Genomic DNA, 18,395 nt, shown 5'->3' on the forward strand with positions numbered 1-18,395 from the left:
AATGGGTCTTGAGGATTTCCGTACTTATGGGAGCTTCCCTTTCATTCGTTATCTGCTTTCCAATACTTCATGGAGACGGTTCGGGTAATTCGTAAACATTCCAGTCACGCCCCAGTCGAGGAGTTTTTCCATGTCTTCTTTTTCGTTTACGGTATACGGATGAATCAGCAGGTCGTGTTCCCTGACCTTTTGTACATAGGATTCATCAATCCGATCGTGGTTCATCCCGACACCGACAGCGTATTGTTTGTATTGTTCGAGTTCCACGTCTGTAATCGTCGCTGGGCTTGTATACCAGAGCAATTGGACAAGCGGAATTTTAGGGTTCAGATCATGGACTTTCTTCAAACTTTCAGGGCTGAATGACTGGATGATCACCTGACTGGAAGGATTATTTGGCCCTGTCAAACCATGTTTTTCAAGCGTTTCAAGGAGGTTTTCTTCCATTCCCGGATAAACATCTGGTGATTTGGTCTCGATATAGTAATTGGTACTTTTCCCGAACTTTTCAATTACTTCATCAAGGGTTGGAACTTGCACCCCTGCGTATTCTTCTTTCGCCATTTGAGGATACTTTTCATTGAACCAAGAGCCGGCATCGAGTTGTTTGATTTCTTCAAGCGTATGATCCTTCACTAATCCGGTTCCGTTGGTTGTACGATCGAGTGTTTCATCATGCATCGCGATCAGTTCACCGTCTTTTGTCATTTGAAGATCGACTTCCACATAATCGCCCTTCATCTTTTCCCCTAACTCATAAGACGGAAGCGTATGTTCAGGCGCATAACCTGAAGCACCTCGATGGGCGACATTCAAGATCTGATTCGGATTCAAACTTGGTTTTTCAGTACGTTGATCGGCAGCTGTTGCCGGGGATGCTAACGTCGTTCCCATTCCTAAAAGTGCAGCAGCCACAACACCATTTCTCAATAATTTTTTCATAGTGATTCCATCCTTTCTATATGTAAATCCAATAAAAAGGATAGACCAAAACTATGAAGCTACTATTCTTGTTATTTAAAGAGTTGGTTACACAATTGTTAACCTATTCGCGACAATAGAAAAAACGCAAGTGATTTCGACAATGAAATCACCTGCGTTTTGATATCAAAAATCCTAGTAAATTCAATTCTACTATTCTTCCATCATTTTTTCCCTTTATTCAACTTCAACCGATAGACGCTACCGCCGACCGTTCCGACGTAAAGGTGCTTCCCATCAGGAGACATTTCGAGTGATGTCGTATCACGATTGTTGAGTCCTTGAGAGAAATTCGACCATGTTCTTCCACCATCTGTACTGTGCAATACTCCCCTTCCGCTTTTCAAGAGCCCTGCTTCGTAAAAAGAACCAGTGGAAGCGTAAACGATATCAGGGTTTTCTGGTGAGATGAGAATATCATTCACGTACATGCTTAGGTTCGTAAAGTCCGCTTCGTGTAAAGTTTTACCCCCGTCTTCACTGTAGAAGAGATCCCGTCCTCCAATCATGAGATGCTCAGGGTTCTCGGGATTGACTGTAATTGTGTTGATTGGTGTATCGTTAATGCGTTCGAATGATTCTCCGCCATCGGAAGAAAGGTGCAATCCTTGATCATCCCCAACCCAAACCTTACTTGGATTGTTCGGATCGCCTGCGATTGCAAACGCAGGCTTATCACGGGAGACATTTTTCCAGCTCTCCCCTCCATCTTGACTAATCAAAAGTCCGCTTTGCTTAAGTGACCAATAAGAGATGTAGATGATGTCCGGATCCGCTGGGTGGATCATGAGGGCATATGGTGTTTCACCTGCAGAGGTAATCAAATCCCATGTCTCCCCACCATCAACACTCTTGTAAACTGTAAAATTACTGAGAACCCCTTTATTTACTTTATACACAATATTTGATTGTTGTGGAGACGTGGCCAACAATCTCGTCTCGTTACCTAGATAGCCTTCTCTGCCGGAGGACCCCCACTCAAGGACTGATCCGTCAATATTTTCATTCTTTTTGATTTCGGTTCGATACGTGTCCCATGGGGTCCCGGCTATCAAATACTCCTTATTCGCACTTTTGGCAATCGATACATCATGGACAATCGCTCCAGGGACTCCTTTGCGTTCATAAGACTTTCCTTCATCATCAGTTGTAAAAACGCCACCATAACTGGATGTGATATAAACTTTATCCTTTTTGTTTTTATTGTCTTGGATAAACACATCGTGGATAGATGCTCCCGTTAAAGGTTTCTCCAACTCCTTCCATGTTGCCCCTTTGTCAGAACTATACATTGTCTGTCCTGGCGTTCCCACGTATATCCTTTCTTTTTCATATTCAAGCATCCACATTGAGAACCTTTCCTCACGAAGAATATCCCAGTTCTTCCCACCATCCTCTGACACATAGAGGCGACTTGGATAAGAGGTTGCGAACAATAGGAAATCGTCTTCGCCAGCGGTAAGGTTACCTCTTCCTTCTGTAGGAGAAAACAATTTTTCAGGATAGGCGGTTCTTTCAGTGAAACCTTGCAGGGCATATATGCCATCCGAAGCACTGAAATAAATAGACTCATCGGTAATATTGATATCTTTAATCTGGTTCCATTGCCCTGGCACCTGGTTCCAGTCGTTCCCCTGGTTGTTGCTGATATAGAGGTTTTCATCTGAAACAGCGGCGAGCGTTTGTCCATCATTACTGATATCCAATCCTGTTAATTCCACGTTCGGAAACGAGAGTGTCGTCCATGTATCACCGCCATCACGAGTTGACGTAATTTTCCCTTCATATGCCGGATCGGTTGTTCCGTTGATCGCTGCATAGATTCGGTCTGGGTTGGTCGGGTCCACAACAACATCATTGGTCCAACCACCAGCAACCGGTAAGTTGCGAATCTCCTTCCAGGTTTCCATATCATTATCTGAAATGAACATGCCTGGAATTTCAGGATCTGCAGTAATCCACTGCTTCTTGCCTGGTTTCAAAAGCTCGTTCCCGCCAATGGCATTTGGTCCCACCGACTGCCAGAATGCTTTTCCACGGTTATCATTTTCAGGGGGGATAGCTTCCATTAATGCTGTTCCATTTAAATGAATATCACTTTTCGTGATGCCGTTTGCTGACAATTCATAAACACCTTCTGAATCCACTTCGATCGGAGCCCGCCACCAATAGTCATGATCAAATTCAGCGGCAACTTGCTTTGTGACCCCCTCTGGTGTCTTAATCGTCAAAACAGGATCTTCCGCCAATGTTACGGGACTATAGATGAATGCTTCTGACTCTGTATAGGCAGGATCTGGAGTTGCGTATATTTTCATTGGGCGAATTCCTAAATAATAAGGAATACTTATCTCCGGGTGATCTGCGTCGGATTGGACGATTGCTTCGATCCATCCCATTACGTCGAGATCTTGTTCAGGATTTTTCATAGAAATCTCCACCTGGACCGACTTTTCTTCACCAGAAGGCACGGTTACTAAGGATGGCGATATGTTGATTTCTGCACCTTCTTCCCCGAAACGCTTATTAGTAAGTTCGAATGTCAGAGGATTCTCTCCATTATTTTTTAGTGTTATGGCTGCGCTTTCCGAAATGGTTGTTTCACTGAGATCAGCGATTCCAAATGAAAGTGATTTTGGAGATGCTGTCACATTTGCTTTAGTGGCTGCTTGAACGTTCAATCGACCTGCACCCTGTGTAATCGGATCATAATTTGGGAGTGGATCGGCCGAACTTGCTAAAGCTCCGGAAATGTCTTCTGGATTCCATGTTGGATTCAATTGCTTCAACAGAGCTGCAGCACCTGCAACATGAGGCGCGGCCATGCTTGTCCCGGAGAATCGGTAATAACCAGTAGAATGTAAGGCTGTCGGTACTGTTGATTTGATTTCTACACCTGGAGCGACAAGATCGGGTTTCATTTTATAGTCAATCGTTGAACCTCTCGAACTAAATGCTGGGATTTCATCGGTAACGTCTTTACCTGTTGTTGAAATCTGAACGTTTTGTTCTTCGAGGAGGGCTTTCAGTTCATTACCGCTCCGATTTTCAATTTCAAGCACGATCAATTGCTCCAATCGACCGTCAAAAGTTGGACCAACGGAAAATTCATGTTGTTTTTTGGTACCTTGATGAACGATCCCTTTGGGAGCATCTTTGGTAGGAACAGCACCATCCAGTGTCGATAGAGGCCCCCCAAGTCCTTGATCATAAAATATGGCTGCAAAGGCACCTTGTTCTTCCGCATATACCGCTTTATCAAAGTCATTCCAGCCGGATTGCATCAATACGATTTTCCCATCAACATCAACATCTACATCTTCATAATCTCCAGGCATTCCCATACCGACATCGACCAATTCGGACACAACTTCATTTTCTGGTGGATTTGCCGAAAATGGCAGCCTGACAGATTCCAAGTGACGATCTATAGGCTCAATGACGCTGATATCCGGAACTTGAACCCCGCTGATACTGGCGCCTACCGTCAGTACTTCCGGTGTATTTCCCGGTGAGCTGATCGTTTCATAACCAGGTCCATCGTTTCCAGCTGATGCCACCACTGTCACACCTGCTCTAACAGCCTCTGCTGCTGCTATCGATAGTGGACTGTTCTCATCTCCTGGTCCACCGAGGCTTAGATTAATGACATCCGCTCGGTATGGATTGGCTGGATCTACGGCATGCTCAATTGCAGCTAAAATATCGGACACTTGCCCGAAGCCATAGTTGTTCAAAACTTTATATGCGGATAATGATGCATCCGGTGCAACACCTGTGACTTCTCCATTTGCTGCAATGATACCCGCGACATGTGATCCGTGTCCGTGATCGTCCATCGGGTCATCGTCGCCATTTACAAAGTCATAGCCTCCCACGACTTTGTTTTCAGGACCGAATTCCCCACCGAGATCCGGATGGGTATAATCGATCCCAGTATCCAATACAGCAACCGTGGTACCATGTCCGGTAACAGGCTGTCCTTCCTTATCTTCCGTATTCCAGACTTCCGGTGCATTTATGTGTCGCACACTGTTTTCAAGAGTGGCTGTGAAGGTTTCATCAGTATGAATTTGTTTGACTCCTGGTAATGTAGATAGCGTTTTAATTTGACTCTTTGGTAGTTTAAGTGAAATTCCATTGAAGGTGAAAGAGTACTCATGAAGTGGATGTACGTCGATGCCTTTCGTAGATGCTTTTTTCAGAACATCTTGGTGGGATTGTTTTACTTTTGACTGGAGGTTATGAACGTCTTTCATTTCATGTGCAGAAAATGAAGAATTTCTCTTGTCCATAACTTGAGAAAATACAGATGGTGCTTCCAATTCTAAAATGACACGATGTAATTCTATATCACCTTTTGGAGGATCAGCGTTTGCATTGTTTTGAAAACTGACTAGAATCGTGCCCAATGCCAAAACCACCGTCAGTAAGGTGATGAATAACCTTGTCCATTTAGGACTTCCTCTTTTCAACCTCATCATTCCTTCCCCTGTTATTTATGCTTAAAATGACAAGTGTCAATTAGCAACAAAATTGTATCTGTCGAAAAATCGGATGGACATGATTGAAGAGCTAGTCACTTTTTGTCTTAAATTATAAAAATTGGTTTATTTTTCTATCATAAAAAATACTAGGGAGTTTCCTGGATGAAGTAAATAGGTCGTAGTATCTCATTTCAGGAATAGAAACGGTAATAATAGGTAGATGCTAATGAAGCGATTCACCTAATATCTTTTCTAATCTGCATGATTGGCTAGTTTTGGTACTTTCCGGCGAACCACCAACCTATGCATTTTTCTACAATTGATCTACTAATCTCACTTTTTCCCCCTTCTTTCCTCTTAATTCATTCCTGAGTCCCAGGGTTCAACATATTATATTTAGATATTAAGGAGCATAGTCGTATAGACATCTATACCAGTTGTTGTTAGACTTTTCCATGAAAGTGATTACATAGCAAGGGAGAGGACAAATTTGAATGTTTTCAAGTTGTTGGTACGTATTGCTGTGTTAGGAATGATTATGTTTGGTATGTTCGGTGGAACTGAAACAATATTCGCCGAAGATGCTTCCAGCGGTACAGAAGTGGATGTCCGTGTCATGACGTACAATATTCATGCTGGTGCCGGTTCGGACGGTGTTTATGACACCGATCGGATTGCTAATGTCATTGAGGAGTCCGGAGCCGAGATCATCGGTTTGCAGGAGGTTGATGTCCATTGGGGAGCCCGGAGCAACAATGACAACATCATCGAGGATCTTGCCGATCAGCTGGATATGCATTACTTTTTCGCCCCAATCTATGATTTTGACCCCGTTTCTGAAGATGCCCCTAGAAGACAATTTGGCGTAGCTGTACTCAGTAAATATCCAATTGTCCAAGCCACCAATCAAGAGATTACAAGACTATCAACACAAGATGCTGAGCCGGAACCGAAGCTTTCGCCGGGCTTTGCTGAAGCGATCATCAATGTAAAAGGTACTCTTATCCCATTTTATGTCACCCATCTGGACTATCGAGGCGATCCAACGATCAGAACGATGCAGGTGGATGATATGTTGAATATTTTCGAGGGCCAAGCTGGAGATAAAATCCTTGTCGGCGATATGAACGCCACACCGGATGCGCCAGAACTCGCACCGTTATTCGATACGTTCACAGACGCATGGGCTGTTACAGGAGATGATTCGCCCGGATTTACATACTCTGCCCTCTCACCTGCAAAGCGGATCGATTACATTTACACGTCTGATAACATGACCGTTCAGCATAGTGAAGTTTTATCCACCCTAGCCTCAGATCATTTGCCTGTCATTGCAGATATCACTGTGACCCGAGGCAATAATGGACCTATTTTGAAAGGAGATGACTAATTTTGAAAAAGCTCTGCACAACCACGTTAATCTTGATCATTTCCCTATTTCTCTTAGTCCCTGGGATGACGAATGCTTCCTGGGATGATCCGACCAAGCCGGGCTGGGATGATGAGGAAGCACGGAGAGGATGGATCCAGAACAAGATCCAGCACATGACACTTGAGGAAAAAGTCGGGCAATTGTTCATGATCCATGTCTATGGCCAGACGCCGACCGACCCGAATTATGAAGAGACGAATCTCAATCGAAACAGAGGTGCGAAGAACTTCAAGGAAGCGATTGAAAAGTATCATATCGGGGGTGTGATCTACTTCAACTGGACCGGTAATATCGGTACGCCGATTGATTTCGAACAAGTGAATGCCCTTTCGAATGGTTTACAGGATATCGCGATGAATCAGCGGATGCCGATCCCATTGATGATTGCGACAGACCAGGAAGGCGGTGTCGTGGCACGTGTGACAGAGCCTGCTACGGTTTTCCCAGGGAACATGGCCCTCGGCGCGACCCGTTCTACCGACTATGCCCGCCAATCTTCTGAAATCATGGGGATGGAGCTGAAAAGTCTTGGCATCAATATGGACCTTGCACCGGTATTGGATGTGAACATGAATCCGGAAAACCCTGTCATCGGGGTCCGCTCTTTCTCTGAAAATCCGGATCTTGTAGCAGCAATGGGCGCCGCTCAAGTGACGGGCTATCAAAACGAAGACGTCATGGCGACGGCGAAACATTTTCCGGGACATGGCGATACGAATGTCGATTCCCATTACGGTCTTCCGATCATCAATCATGATCTAGAGACGTTGCACGAGGTGGATTTGAAACCGTTCAAAGCTGCAATTGATGCTGGAATTGATGCGATCATGCCAGCACATATCGTCGTCCCTGCTTTGGATGATTCAGGTCTCCCTGCCACCTTATCCAAACCGATATTGACCGATTTGCTGCGTGAGGAAATGGGCTTTGACGGCGTCATCATTACCGACAGCCTTGGTATGTCTGGTGCCAATGTCGTCCCTCCTGACCGTGTGCCGGTTGAGGCATTTAAAGCTGGAGCAGACATTTTACTGAACCCACCGAATGTACCGCTTGCTTACAATGCGGTGTTAGATGCCGTCAATAGCGGCGAAATTTCAAAGAAACGATTGAACCAGTCTGTCTTCCGTATTCTCGAACTGAAGTTCAAGCGTGGATTGTTCCATGAACCGAACGTGCCTGAGGATGCGATTGAAGACATCGGCGTAGAAGAGAATCTTGCGCTTGCGAATCAAATGACGGAAGAAAGCGTCACTCTTGTTAAAAACGACGATGTACTGCCGCTTGATACTGACCGTGAAGTCTTCGTCACTGGACCGTCGATCGGAAATCCCGGATTACTGGCGGATGAGTTGACGGAGAATAGCTATTCAGCAGAAGCGTATGCTACCAATACTAGTCCGACCTCTGCCCAAATATCGAGCGCCGTCGAGCAGGCAGAACATGCAGATACGGTGATTGTGACCGCATACAGTGCAAACTTGAACGACGCTCAACAGCAGCTGGTGAACGAGTTGATGAGAACAGGCAAGGAAGTCGTTGTCGCCTCTATGCGGAATCCATATGACATCATGGCCTTCCCTGATGTCGACGCTAATGTTTTGACCTACGGATATCGGGATATTTCGGTCAAAGCACTCGCGAAAGTTATCGCAGGTGAAGTGAACCCGACAGGAAAACTGCCTGTCACGATACCTGATCTCTACGATTACGGACACGGATTATCTTATTAAATTGTAAAATTGGTAAAGGTAGAACGATAGACGATTAAAGAAAGTAATGCTTTCTTTAATTCAAGGCTTTGTTAACTAATACTGTTGATATCTGACTAAGTTTGATTGAAGCGAAATTTGCGCCACTCCTGCGGGAACAGCGAGCCAGGCGAGACCCCACAGCTCGGAACGAGCGAAGAGGAGAGGCTTGCGGAAGTACGTAAATGCAAGGAAGTGGTGTCTAGCTCAGCGACCAGTCACTTGGATCACTTCAAACTTCCTGCGGCGGTCGACACATTGATTGACACCTTATGAGTGAGCCCACGCAGAACCAAGTCTTTGTTTGGTTCGAGCCTCCTCGTCCGTTTTCTAGTCACCTTCGTGCCTAACTGGGTTGCTTCCGCATTTCATTAGCCCGCGGAAAGGGAGCGAATTTCGGGAAAATCAAAAATAAAGTATAACAAAGCCTAATGCAAAAACAGGCGCGAACCTTATCAATAGGTTTGCGCCTTTTATATATTATGCCGATTCTTTCTTGTCAGCAGACCCGTTAAGTAGATGATTTGATGAAATACTTCCAATCGTTTCTCTTCTGGAAGATCATTTTGAAACTTCTTGATCAATCCCCTGATTTCGTTGATCAATTCCTTTTCCTTATCCATCATTCCTCCTTAAACGGTTGTGTCCCCTTATTTTATCACTCATTCTCATTCAAGTGGATATGTATACCAATAAACACGTAGTTAGACCTAAAAATGGAATTTTGTCACACAAGAAGGGTTTTCGCATAGATTGTTGTTTTCTAGCTTTTGAAATATACTCGTTTTCCGCGGGCAATCTGCAAGCCTCCTCAACTCGTTCCTCGCTTGCGGGGTCTAGCTTAGCTTGCTTTTCCCGCTGGAGTCTGGCATATTTCCACCACTAAAAGGTTTTAGCACTTTACAACATTCCATTAGCAACAAACATTTAGATAGAAAACAGCTTAAAAGAAAAAAGTGCCAGACATGGCACTTGAGGAATCATGTTTTATCGTATTTTTTGTGACGTTTATTATGTGTGATAGCTGGGGGAATCCTTGATGATTCCATCGTGAGCGATTAGTGTGATCGAGTCTTTGATGATTCCGTCATGTGCAGCTTTTGGAGGTGAATCTTTAATAATCCCATCATGAGCTTGAGTCGTGTTGAAGAACATTGGTGTTATGACCATCGATAAAGACAATAACAACATGACAATGACTTTCTTCATACAAATCCTCCTAGCTTAATTTGTTTTTGGCGTGGATGACCAGTTTGTAATACTTCATGGCATCCCTAATATTACCCTCTTTTTCATAATATTTCGCCAAATCATGACTGAATTCCTCTAAATTCCCCCAATATTTTTTGTCGAGAAAGAAGGAAATTTCATTTTTAAGCACATTCATGTAATCCGAAAGCTCCATTGTATATTTGCTCTTAAGAATCTTAAGCTTACTTAGATATTCAGAATCCTGATTATGACGACATATGTCAGTGCATCGGTCTACCCAGTACATGGCATCTGAATTTTCGTCGAGGTTGAAGTACTGCTGGGCCATTATGTACATGGTTTTAATCTGATAGTGATACTGTTTCTCTTCCTCCATCCACTCCAGGCTTTTTGTCAAATACTCAATTGCTTCATTTGGATTTCCCATTCTGGAGTACATCCATCCCAAGTTTTGTAGAGAAATGGATTCAGTCTCTCGACATTGGACGTGCTGAGCGTACTCCAAAGCTTTGTTCAAATGATAATTCGCCTGCTCAAAATTCCCAAGAAGAATATGATTTGTTCCTAGCAGGTTCTTACAATCTGCTGTTCGTAACCGGTAATGCTCATTCTGTTGGAAAATCTCTAATGCTTTGTAAGTATGCTGGATGGATTGAAGTATTTTCATATGTTGTGAGTAAACTGAGGCTAGTTTATAGTGGAATTCCGCTGTTTCTATGGGGTCAGGAATGGAATTAAGGTTTTTCTCTGCGTAATGGAAGGACGATATCGCTTCTTCATACCGTTTTTGTTTGTACAGATGAATGCCTTTAAAGAAATGGTAGTAATAATCAATCATATCATCCATCTCATTTTTATCTTGATCAAATTGAGAAACCATTGCGTCCAGCTCTTCCGGATCATCGGACTTTGTCATCTGGTACCGGAATGTCAATAACGAATAATAGAGCAGCAGATTTTGATTTTCTTCCATATTGTTGATTTTCTCGTCTATTTCCTCTTTCAACCTTGTTGCTTTTTTTACATTGCGATCCCGAATCTCCACGTACCAAGAATTCAAAAGGTCTGTCATTTCATTGGAACTTACCATAACGTCCATCTTTAAAATCCTCTCCTTTTCATTTATCCGAATGACGATTAACTACACAGTTTTTCGACTTTTTTCAATAAGAAACCTTTAAAATTCAGATAGTTAGTTCGTTTACACTATAAGTTTCTAAAACTGGCAAAAAAGCCCTAAATAAATGAACAACTCTTTTTTAAGCCCATAGAACCATCCATGTATGTAAAAAGACACCATCCTTTTGGGAGGGTGTCTCATAACTAACTAGATTTTATGTATTAAGGATGAAAAAATAGCCATCGCTGAAAACAGTATTAGTAAACTGGCTATAACAATACCAAATAACGTTTTTCTCATTTTGGTATTCTCGATCTTCGGTATGGAGTAAATGGTTGTGATAATTCCAATAATCACTAGAGGGATAAAGAATTCATCTCTTCCAGGATCGATGCCATTAACATACAACACGATCAGCAATAACGTAAAGACAAAGGTTGTGATAGATAAAAGCGTATAGATCCTACTTTTATACATAACTTTACCTCCTGGTTAGCAATTTTATTAGTCGACCAAGAAAACTCTTTATCCTGGAAATGTACTTATTATCAAATAAATCAAGCCATTACCTACGATGACTAAGCCAATAAATGCACAGCAACATACATTTCATTACCCCATCCAGTTAAACCAACAATTAGCGGGAAAACAGCCAATATGAAAAAAACTCCTGATAATATTGAAAAATTTTTCTTTGTCATGACAAATCCCCCTTACAAATCTTTATTGATGAACTGCTCGTTAGCACATTACCAATTATTTCAAATTAATGGGCCTAATTCAATCATTAATTACATAAAACGGTTTACCTTATTTTAGGTTAACCACCATTAGAGTAAAAATATAATTATTCACCCATTGAGGTATGTTATATAATAGTGTTTGATAAACAGTATAAATGAGTGAGGTGATTGTATGGGTGATTTATTGCATTCCCTGAAAACCGAGCTGCGAAGAGGTTCGTTAACGTTAGCTGTTTTAAGTCAGCTAAAAAATCCACAATATGGATACTCCCTCGTTCAACGTCTAGACCAATACGGGATGAAGATCGACCAGAGCACCCCTTACAAAGCGCTGCTTCCCTTTGGAACCAGCGCCTTTGTCCTTTTTTATACGTCTTTCATAAAAAGATAAATGAAACTAATTATGACCATCTTAAACTTTTTATTATAATGCTTTTTGATAATTCTTTTCTACAATTTCTAATTGCGATCATAATTCTTCATTCCATTCATAAAACAGGCTGTTTATTTCTATTGTCAAGCCTAAAAATCATCTTGTGTGAAATGGTGAAGATGGTTTTATGCACGAAATGTTTTTCCCAATTGGTGACCCAACCCAAAGTAATGACGGAAATTATAGATTAATGGACTCCACTTCTCAGGATCGATGTACTCTTCATCTGAAAGAATACCCATGTGGGCATGAACATTAATTGCCTCTGTTTCCACAATTGAAATTTCTGAACAATAATCCGGTACTCTCACTTCATGTACTTTTGCTTCAATTTGTATTGGACACTCCTGAATTCGCGTCGGCTTGACACTCTTTGAACTAACCGCTGTCAGTTTACTAACTTCGTATTTTTTATTGTTGTATGTGAATCCAATTTCTCTTTTAGATTCCGGTACCGGGTTTTTACCTGTAAATGGAGCCAGCCTCTCTACATTTTTCCAGAGTGAGGGATCAGGTATATTGATGACACATTCAGGGTGACGATTAAGGTTTTCAAAAGCTTTCCCCCCTACACCAAGACCTACCATAATGTAGTCACCTAATGCCCATGAGGAAGAAATAGGACTTATATTGACAGTCTCATCTTCATTTAGGGTTGTCAGTAATATAACGGGTGTCCCATAATACAAGATTTTGGGGTGAATAATTTTTGTTATTGTTTTTTTGGCGAATTGTTCCATTTATCTATCCTCCCGATGTTTATGTACACATTGTAATGGATTAACATTTCCATCTTCATCGAAATGTGCATTACATTAGAAGGATTTTTTGGACTATCTTGGTCTTCTAAGATCAGAAAACGTGACAGGAATAACTATTTAGAGGTTTTTGTTAACCATCTATCTTTTCTTTCAGTGAAGTTGCTTAATTCACCTGTGCAGTCAATTACCTTATGAGTTGGCTGTTTTGTTTCATGAAAGTAAAATCAGATATAGCAAAAAATGTTAAGAAAGAATATAAGTTTACTGATATTGTGGATGTAGGGTAGGTGAAGGGGAATGGATTATTATGTCTGTATTCAACGAACGCTTGATTACATTGAAGAGAACCTGCACGAACAAATTACTCTTGAGAAATTAGCAGATCTAGCTTGCTTTTCTCCATTCCATTATCATCGTGTATTCCAGGCCATGGTTGGAGAGACTGTGATAGATTATGTGAGAAAGAAGGCTTACCAGTGCAGCAGAACGTCTTTACTATACAGATGAAAAGATAATCAATATAGCACTTGATGTTGGTTTTCAATACCAAGAGTCGTTCAATCGTGCGTTCAAAAAATACTATTGCATTTCACCGAGGAAATACCGCGAAGCAAAAAGAATATCTGGCCCCTTGCGCGGAAAAGCCTGCCCGAATACAAAAACCTTTCAAGGAGGGCATCGTATGGAACCGAAATTAGTCACTAAACCTGCTTATCACATCATTGGCTACGAATTAAAAACGAAGAATGAGGATGGTCAGAACAATAAGGACATTCCTGAATTTTGGAAGCAGTATATTCAAAATAATTTAGGCTCTAAAATTCCGAATCCCTTACACAAAAATGTCGAACTCGGCATATGTACCAATTTTTCTCCTGATACATGTGAATTCGTTTATGTGATTGGAATGGAAGTAAAAGAGGGAACTCAAGCACCTGAAGGAATGGTGTATAAAAGTTTCCCAGAGATGGAATATGCGGTGTTCACTACACCAAAGGCAAATGAGGAATCATTCCCAACTTCTATTCAGTCCACATGGAATTATATATTTACAGAATGGTTTCCTCAATCAGGTTATGAACATAATGGAACAGTGGAATTCGAGCTATATGACGAAAGATGTTACGGATCAGAGAACAAAGAAATGGATATCTACATTCCTGTTAAAAAGCAAATGGTTAACACATAAAATCAGAAATCCGATTCATTAGCTGAATAGGTCAGGAATACACTTTACAACGTTAAGGAAATTACCTGTAAAAAGGGGCTGTCAAAAAGAAAAGTGTCAGACACTTCCAACACAACGTTTTGTTTCAAAACTACGCTTTTCAAATGTTGTTAAGTTCGGAGAGACTCAGACACTTATTGGAAAGCCCCTTTTTAGTTCAATACCCATTTACCCATTTTCTTCAGTTGTACATCTATGTTGATATTACAATAAACTAAGCCTTTATCGCCCTGTTTAAAGTCAAATTCCTGATCAACTTGATATATCAGTCACATTTTGGAGGTTTTTATAATTTTCAATACCAAGTGAGGTGGAAATATTCAGTTCTTGATGAGCTGCTTATCCAGCTCCTGGACTCGATCATAGGAATCCAATAGATGTTCGGGTACAACCGTTCGTCCAAGCTCCCAAGAACTAGCTTCTATTTTCGCACGGAGTTCTTCTTTTTCTTTATCGTCCCCATACATCAGTATCCTTAAATCACGGAATGTATTCCTGAAGTCTAAATAGTAACCCACCATATGGTAAAGAATGATTTTAACAAAATTTTCTTCTGTCTCTTTGACTTTTATTTTACTTTTATAACCGTTAACTTGTAGGTAATTGAACTTTATCGTATTTGTGGATACGTTATAGCTCATAGGCACGTTCAGCTTATTATCAAACTCATAATCTATATCTAATTTTAGCGCACGCAATTCATTTTCAATGATCCTTTCGATATCCCATATATAAAGCATCTAGATTCACTACCTTTCCCGTGTTGTTCATTTATATATCTAATTCCCAAGAAATAGCACCATAAACTATCTAATGTTGCCTCTGCAAAGAGGTCTGCCTTGTTAGATCAAACCCCGTTTGCGGATTGAATTTCAACTCCCGAAAGCTCTTTTTTTTAAGTAGCTATCATTTCTCTTATAGCGTCTATAACATCGTCGGGACTATCCATGTGGATAGCATGTCCAGCCTTTTCTACGACAATATGTTTACTTCTTGTTGATAATTCTGTAAGCTCTTTTTGAAACTCCATCCATAAATCCATTGATTCCTGAGTGTGATGGGGTTGTGTACCACCTGTCAGAACGATTAATGGAATGTTTCCAAGATTGGTTTCACGAACTTGTTCCAAACTTTCCTCAAATTCTTTTAAAGATGCTTCCACGGTGAATTGTCCTAAATATCGTTGCTGAACTTCTTTAGTAAATAAAGGGACCATCTTCTTATTTTGATCTTCGTGAACTGAATCCAGGAGAATCACTCCGATTACTTCTTCTGGATAATTACTTGCAAATAATCTTACATTCACCCCACCGAATGAATGTCCTACGAGTATGTATGGTGGCTTGATATTAGCCTTTTTAAGTAAGGTTCTTTGGTTCTCTACTATTTGCAAACTATGTTTTGGTCGATTGCTGCATCCGCTCTTACCGATCCCATCTCGGTCATACATAAACACATTTGCAAAATCTGAAATTTTTTCTATAATTGGTTGCCAGTTGTCCAATGACCATCCATACCCAGATTCAAACACTATTGTGGGACTGTTATTGCAACCACCAATATACTCATAATAAAGCTCAGTTATCCCAATATCCACTAAATGATCGACACTCAAATCATCACCTTCTCTTATCGTAATACTTCAGATATGCTTTCTTTTCTGGAATACCTTCAAATGTAAGCTGTTTGGAATAAGAATTATTTTTTATGTAAGAAAAAGTCTCTTACTTCGTACCAATTAATTCATATTTTGCAGAAAAGGAAGTCGGTGTTCCGTAGCGGAAGTCGTAATGAATATTTCATAATAACTATTAAGTTCTTTTATTACCTCTTGGCTTCCTTCCATTACCTCTAAATCTCTAAAAAATCCTGGATCTTCAACATATGCAAGGACCTCACTTTTTAAATGTGGACGTAGATTCCAGAGCCTTGTACCCTGTAAATCCTCAAAGGATAAAGCTTCATTAAGCTCCTGATTATATAGATCCAAAAATCTGCATTTTAAGCAACCGCCTCCATTATTGAACACGTAATCTTCTTAGTTGTTACAAAACACTAGTTATCAGATATTTGTACGGTTCAATGATAGTATCCGTAAGAGTTTTCAATCTATCTCTAGCTGATTCGATAAATCATATTCAACTATAGCTTATGAAACTTTGTAAAGTACCCTTTAATTATTTACATGAAACTTTTTATTTCGTTACAAACCACGATATAATCAAGTATGCTAAGATTGCGATTCATCACTTAATTTTAGCTGATAAAAGTTCAGGTTAGAATAGATAGAAGCATCTGTACCCCATAGGTGGAGGGTTTTCATTGAGTATTCTCTTCAACACATTCAAAAAAATAACTTACAAACAAATTCTTTTATATACCATGTTAGCACTTTGTTTTGCTATCTCTGTTTATTTTATCAATCATAACCATTCTTTCTATGAACGGCCTATAGCCAAAGTCATTGAAACGAATTTGAAAGATACAACTGAAAATATTGATATGCATAATAATAAAGATCATCTTTTCACGCAGCATATTATAGCCGAGTTACAAAATGGAGAGAAAAAAGGACAGCTTATCCATCTAACGAACGAATATTCTTCTTCTGGAGCTTATGATCAAGAATATCATCCTGGAAATGAGCTGTTTATTTCCTTTGAAAAAAACGCCAATACAAGTGCAGATTTAACTGGAAGTATAGAAGACGTAAAACGTGATAAACACGTTTTGATAATTGCGTGGATTTTTATCTTTACTTTGCTTATCATCGGAAAAAAACAAGGATTTTTTTCCATCATCAGTTTAGTTTTCAATGCAGCTTTGTTATCTTTTGCTTTAGATATTTACATGAACACATCAAACATAAGCTTGTTATGGATATGCGGGATCAGTGTTATTTTATTTACCGTCTTTTCCTTATTGCTAGTTAACGGTTTTAATGAGAAATCATACGCAGCAATTGTGGCAACCCTGCTAGGAACATCTGCTACATTGCTCATTACCTATATTGTCATGTTACTAACCTCCGAAAACGGTCTTCGATTTGAAGAAATGCAATTTTTAACACGTCCTCCCCAATTGGTGTTTATGGCGGGATTATTAATCGGATCTTTAGGAGCAGTAATGGATGTCGCGATTACCATGTCTTCTTCTATCTTTGGGTTATATGAAAAGAATAACAAAATACCAGTTGATTCACTTAAGACTTCAGGAATGGATATCGGAAAAGATATTATGGGAACAATGACGAATATCTTGTTTTTTGCCTACATAAGCGGATCCATACCAGCGCTTATTTTGTATTTAAAGAATGGTTCACCATTATCGTTTACCCTCACCATGAATCTTTCATTGGAACTAGCCCGAGCTCTAGCTGGTGGTATAGGAATCGTGTTGACGATTCCTATAGGTCTATATATTACTCTATTTTTTGTTAATCGAAAGAGGGCGAGATCATGAGCGTATCTGTATGGCTGGCACTCATTTTATTTTTGTTGATGGTACTAATAGGTGGAAGTAAAGGAGCACGGTCTTTTATTGCTCTATTCTTCAACTTCGGTGTGCTCTTCATGACCATACTGTTTATGACAGATCCAAATGCTGATCCGATCATCTTGACATTGATTGCAAGTACAATAATTAGTTGTATTACGCTCTTTTTCATTAATAACGTAAACAATAAAACAATAACAGCATTTATTTCTACCATTATAACGATTACGATCTTAATCTTTTTTATCGTAATCGTAACAGACGATGCTATGATCCAGGGGTTCAGTGAAGAGGAAATCGAGGAGATTAGCATGTTTTCACTTTATCTAGGAGTAGATTTTGTGAAAATCGGGGCTTCTATGATAATCATGAGTACCATTGGGGCTATTACTGATATCGCCATTTCTATTGCATCTCCCATGCGTGAAATAATTCATCATAATCCATTGATTAGCAGAAAAGATTTATTCAAATCTGGACTAAGTATTGGGAGGGACATCTTAGGAACAAATACGAATACGTTATTTTTCGCTTTCTTTGGAGGTTATCTAGCATTACTGATCTGGTTTAAAGAACTATCTTATTCTATGGGAGAGATCGTAAATTCTAAAGTATTTGTCGGCGAAATGATAACGATCCTATGTGCTGGGATCGGTGTCGCTTTGGTTATACCAATTACTTCCTGGATCACGTCATATACTTTAGTGAAAACAAGAGAAAAGAACGAGTCGTCTAAACGTGTTCGATAATAC

At 40.4% G+C, this 18,395-nt stretch carries 17 protein-coding genes and 1 pseudogene; 7 read left to right on the forward strand and 11 right to left on the reverse strand.

Annotated features, from left to right (window positions below; translation table 11 throughout):
* Positions 1-48 precede the first annotated feature (48 nt).
* Together KOL94_RS17150 and KOL94_RS17155 are read right to left on the reverse strand one after the other, a co-directional pair.
* Complete coding sequence (locus tag KOL94_RS17150) at positions 49-942, reverse strand: glycerophosphodiester phosphodiesterase (protein WP_221567832.1); 894 nt, start codon at positions 940-942, stop codon at positions 49-51.
* 203 nt (positions 943-1,145) lie between these two features.
* The gene (locus KOL94_RS17155; RefSeq protein ID WP_221567833.1) at positions 1,146-5,462 is read right to left on the reverse strand and encodes a S8 family serine peptidase; all 4,317 of its coding nucleotides are present in this window, start codon (positions 5,460-5,462) and stop codon (positions 1,146-1,148) included.
* A 496-nt stretch (positions 5,463-5,958) separates the two neighbouring features.
* Here KOL94_RS17155 and KOL94_RS17160 point away from each other — a divergent pair, with 496 nt between their 5' ends.
* Both KOL94_RS17160 and KOL94_RS17165 read left to right on the forward strand, forming a co-directional pair.
* Positions 5,959-6,858, forward strand: a complete 900-nt coding sequence (locus tag KOL94_RS17160; protein WP_260412500.1) for an endonuclease/exonuclease/phosphatase family protein — start codon at positions 5,959-5,961, stop codon at positions 6,856-6,858.
* Positions 6,859-6,860: 2 nt separating this feature from the next.
* A complete protein-coding gene (locus tag KOL94_RS17165; RefSeq protein WP_311775185.1) occupies positions 6,861-8,633 on the forward strand; it encodes a glycoside hydrolase family 3 protein in 1,773 nt (590 codons plus the stop codon).
* A gap of 491 nt (positions 8,634-9,124) precedes the next feature.
* Here KOL94_RS17165 and KOL94_RS17170 read toward each other — a convergent pair whose 3' ends face one another.
* The 5 genes from KOL94_RS17170 to KOL94_RS25355 all read right to left on the reverse strand — a co-directional run bounded on the left by KOL94_RS17170 (position 9,125) and on the right by KOL94_RS25355 (position 11,684).
* Positions 9,125-9,274: a hypothetical protein gene (locus KOL94_RS17170; RefSeq protein WP_221567834.1), complete on the reverse strand. Its 150-nt coding sequence runs from the start codon at positions 9,272-9,274 to the stop codon at positions 9,125-9,127.
* A 388-nt stretch (positions 9,275-9,662) separates the two neighbouring features.
* Positions 9,663-9,860, reverse strand: a complete 198-nt coding sequence (locus KOL94_RS17175; protein ID WP_221567835.1) for a hypothetical protein — start codon at positions 9,858-9,860, stop codon at positions 9,663-9,665.
* Between the two features lie 10 nt (positions 9,861-9,870).
* Positions 9,871-10,962, reverse strand: a complete 1,092-nt coding sequence (locus tag KOL94_RS17180; protein WP_221567836.1) for a Rap family tetratricopeptide repeat protein — start codon at positions 10,960-10,962, stop codon at positions 9,871-9,873.
* 228 nt (positions 10,963-11,190) lie between these two features.
* Complete coding sequence (locus KOL94_RS17185) at positions 11,191-11,460, reverse strand: hypothetical protein (protein ID WP_221567837.1); 270 nt, start codon at positions 11,458-11,460, stop codon at positions 11,191-11,193.
* A gap of 101 nt (positions 11,461-11,561) precedes the next feature.
* Complete coding sequence (locus tag KOL94_RS25355) at positions 11,562-11,684, reverse strand: hypothetical protein (protein ID WP_260412501.1); 123 nt, start codon at positions 11,682-11,684, stop codon at positions 11,562-11,564.
* 214 nt (positions 11,685-11,898) lie between these two features.
* Here KOL94_RS25355 and KOL94_RS25360 point away from each other — a divergent pair.
* Positions 11,899-12,060: pseudogene (locus tag KOL94_RS25360) on the forward strand (PadR family transcriptional regulator); the annotation flags it as partial.
* A 224-nt stretch (positions 12,061-12,284) separates the two neighbouring features.
* On the opposite strand, the gene KOL94_RS17190 reads toward KOL94_RS25360, so the two are convergent.
* Entirely contained in the window at positions 12,285-12,899 is a 615-nt protein-coding gene (locus tag KOL94_RS17190) for a flavin reductase family protein (RefSeq protein ID WP_221567838.1), read from the reverse strand.
* 318 nt (positions 12,900-13,217) lie between these two features.
* Here KOL94_RS17190 and KOL94_RS25910 point away from each other — a divergent pair, with 318 nt between their 5' ends.
* Both KOL94_RS25910 and KOL94_RS25915 read left to right on the forward strand, forming a co-directional pair.
* Positions 13,218-13,427, forward strand: a complete 210-nt coding sequence (locus KOL94_RS25910; RefSeq protein ID WP_483298086.1) for an AraC family transcriptional regulator — start codon at positions 13,218-13,220, stop codon at positions 13,425-13,427.
* A 175-nt stretch (positions 13,428-13,602) separates the two neighbouring features.
* Positions 13,603-14,109, forward strand: a complete 507-nt coding sequence (locus KOL94_RS25915; RefSeq protein WP_483298087.1) for a GyrI-like domain-containing protein — start codon at positions 13,603-13,605, stop codon at positions 14,107-14,109.
* Between the two features lie 359 nt (positions 14,110-14,468).
* Here the strand turns inward: KOL94_RS25915 and KOL94_RS17200 are convergent, their stop codons facing one another.
* The 3 genes from KOL94_RS17200 to KOL94_RS17210 form a co-directional block, all read right to left on the reverse strand.
* The gene (locus KOL94_RS17200; protein WP_221567839.1) at positions 14,469-14,888 is read right to left on the reverse strand and encodes a hypothetical protein; all 420 of its coding nucleotides are present in this window, start codon (positions 14,886-14,888) and stop codon (positions 14,469-14,471) included.
* A gap of 155 nt (positions 14,889-15,043) precedes the next feature.
* Positions 15,044-15,763, reverse strand: coding sequence for an alpha/beta fold hydrolase (locus KOL94_RS17205; protein WP_260412502.1), 720 nt, complete (start codon positions 15,761-15,763; stop codon positions 15,044-15,046).
* 123 nt (positions 15,764-15,886) lie between these two features.
* The gene (locus KOL94_RS17210) at positions 15,887-16,138 is read right to left on the reverse strand and encodes a 5' nucleotidase, NT5C type (RefSeq protein ID WP_221567840.1); all 252 of its coding nucleotides are present in this window, start codon (positions 16,136-16,138) and stop codon (positions 15,887-15,889) included.
* Between the two features lie 332 nt (positions 16,139-16,470).
* Between KOL94_RS17210 and KOL94_RS17215 the strand changes: the two genes are divergently transcribed.
* A complete protein-coding gene (locus tag KOL94_RS17215) occupies positions 16,471-17,610 on the forward strand; it encodes a YibE/F family protein (RefSeq protein ID WP_483298088.1) in 1,140 nt (379 codons plus the stop codon).
* Entirely contained in the window at positions 17,607-18,392 is a 786-nt protein-coding gene (locus tag KOL94_RS17220) for a YibE/F family protein (RefSeq protein WP_221567841.1), read from the forward strand. The genes KOL94_RS17215 and KOL94_RS17220 overlap by 4 nt, the downstream gene beginning before the upstream one ends.
* The last annotated feature ends 3 nt before the right edge of the window (positions 18,393-18,395 follow it).

Origin of the sequence: Alkalihalobacillus sp. TS-13 (genome assembly GCF_019720915.1) — a bacterium.
GTDB lineage: Bacteria > Bacillota > Bacilli > Bacillales > Fictibacillaceae > Pseudalkalibacillus.

Excerpts from the sequence above, each read along its gene's own strand:
- KOL94_RS25910 (WP_483298086.1), top strand. The coding sequence starts at position 13,218 with ATGGATTATTATGTCTGTATTCAACGAACGCTTGATTACATTGAAGAG.
- KOL94_RS17185 (WP_221567837.1), bottom strand. The coding sequence starts at position 11,460 with ATGTATAAAAGTAGGATCTATACGCTTTTATCTATCACAACCTTTGTC.
- KOL94_RS17200 (WP_221567839.1), bottom strand. The coding sequence starts at position 14,888 with ATGCTTTATATATGGGATATCGAAAGGATCATTGAAAATGAATTGCGT.
- KOL94_RS17150 (WP_221567832.1), bottom strand. The coding sequence starts at position 942 with ATGAAAAAATTATTGAGAAATGGTGTTGTGGCTGCTGCACTTTTAGGA.
- KOL94_RS17180 (WP_221567836.1), bottom strand. The coding sequence starts at position 10,962 with ATGGACGTTATGGTAAGTTCCAATGAAATGACAGACCTTTTGAATTCT.
- KOL94_RS17175 (WP_221567835.1), bottom strand. The coding sequence starts at position 9,860 with ATGAAGAAAGTCATTGTCATGTTGTTATTGTCTTTATCGATGGTCATA.
- KOL94_RS17170 (WP_221567834.1), bottom strand. The coding sequence starts at position 9,274 with ATGGATAAGGAAAAGGAATTGATCAACGAAATCAGGGGATTGATCAAG.
- KOL94_RS17190 (WP_221567838.1), bottom strand. The coding sequence starts at position 12,899 with ATGGAACAATTCGCCAAAAAAACAATAACAAAAATTATTCACCCCAAA.
- KOL94_RS25915 (WP_483298087.1), top strand. The coding sequence starts at position 13,603 with ATGGAACCGAAATTAGTCACTAAACCTGCTTATCACATCATTGGCTAC.
- KOL94_RS17155 (WP_221567833.1), bottom strand. The coding sequence starts at position 5,462 with ATGAGGTTGAAAAGAGGAAGTCCTAAATGGACAAGGTTATTCATCACC.
- KOL94_RS17220 (WP_221567841.1), top strand. The coding sequence starts at position 17,607 with ATGAGCGTATCTGTATGGCTGGCACTCATTTTATTTTTGTTGATGGTA.
- KOL94_RS25355 (WP_260412501.1), bottom strand. The coding sequence starts at position 11,684 with ATGACAAAGAAAAATTTTTCAATATTATCAGGAGTTTTTTTCATATTG.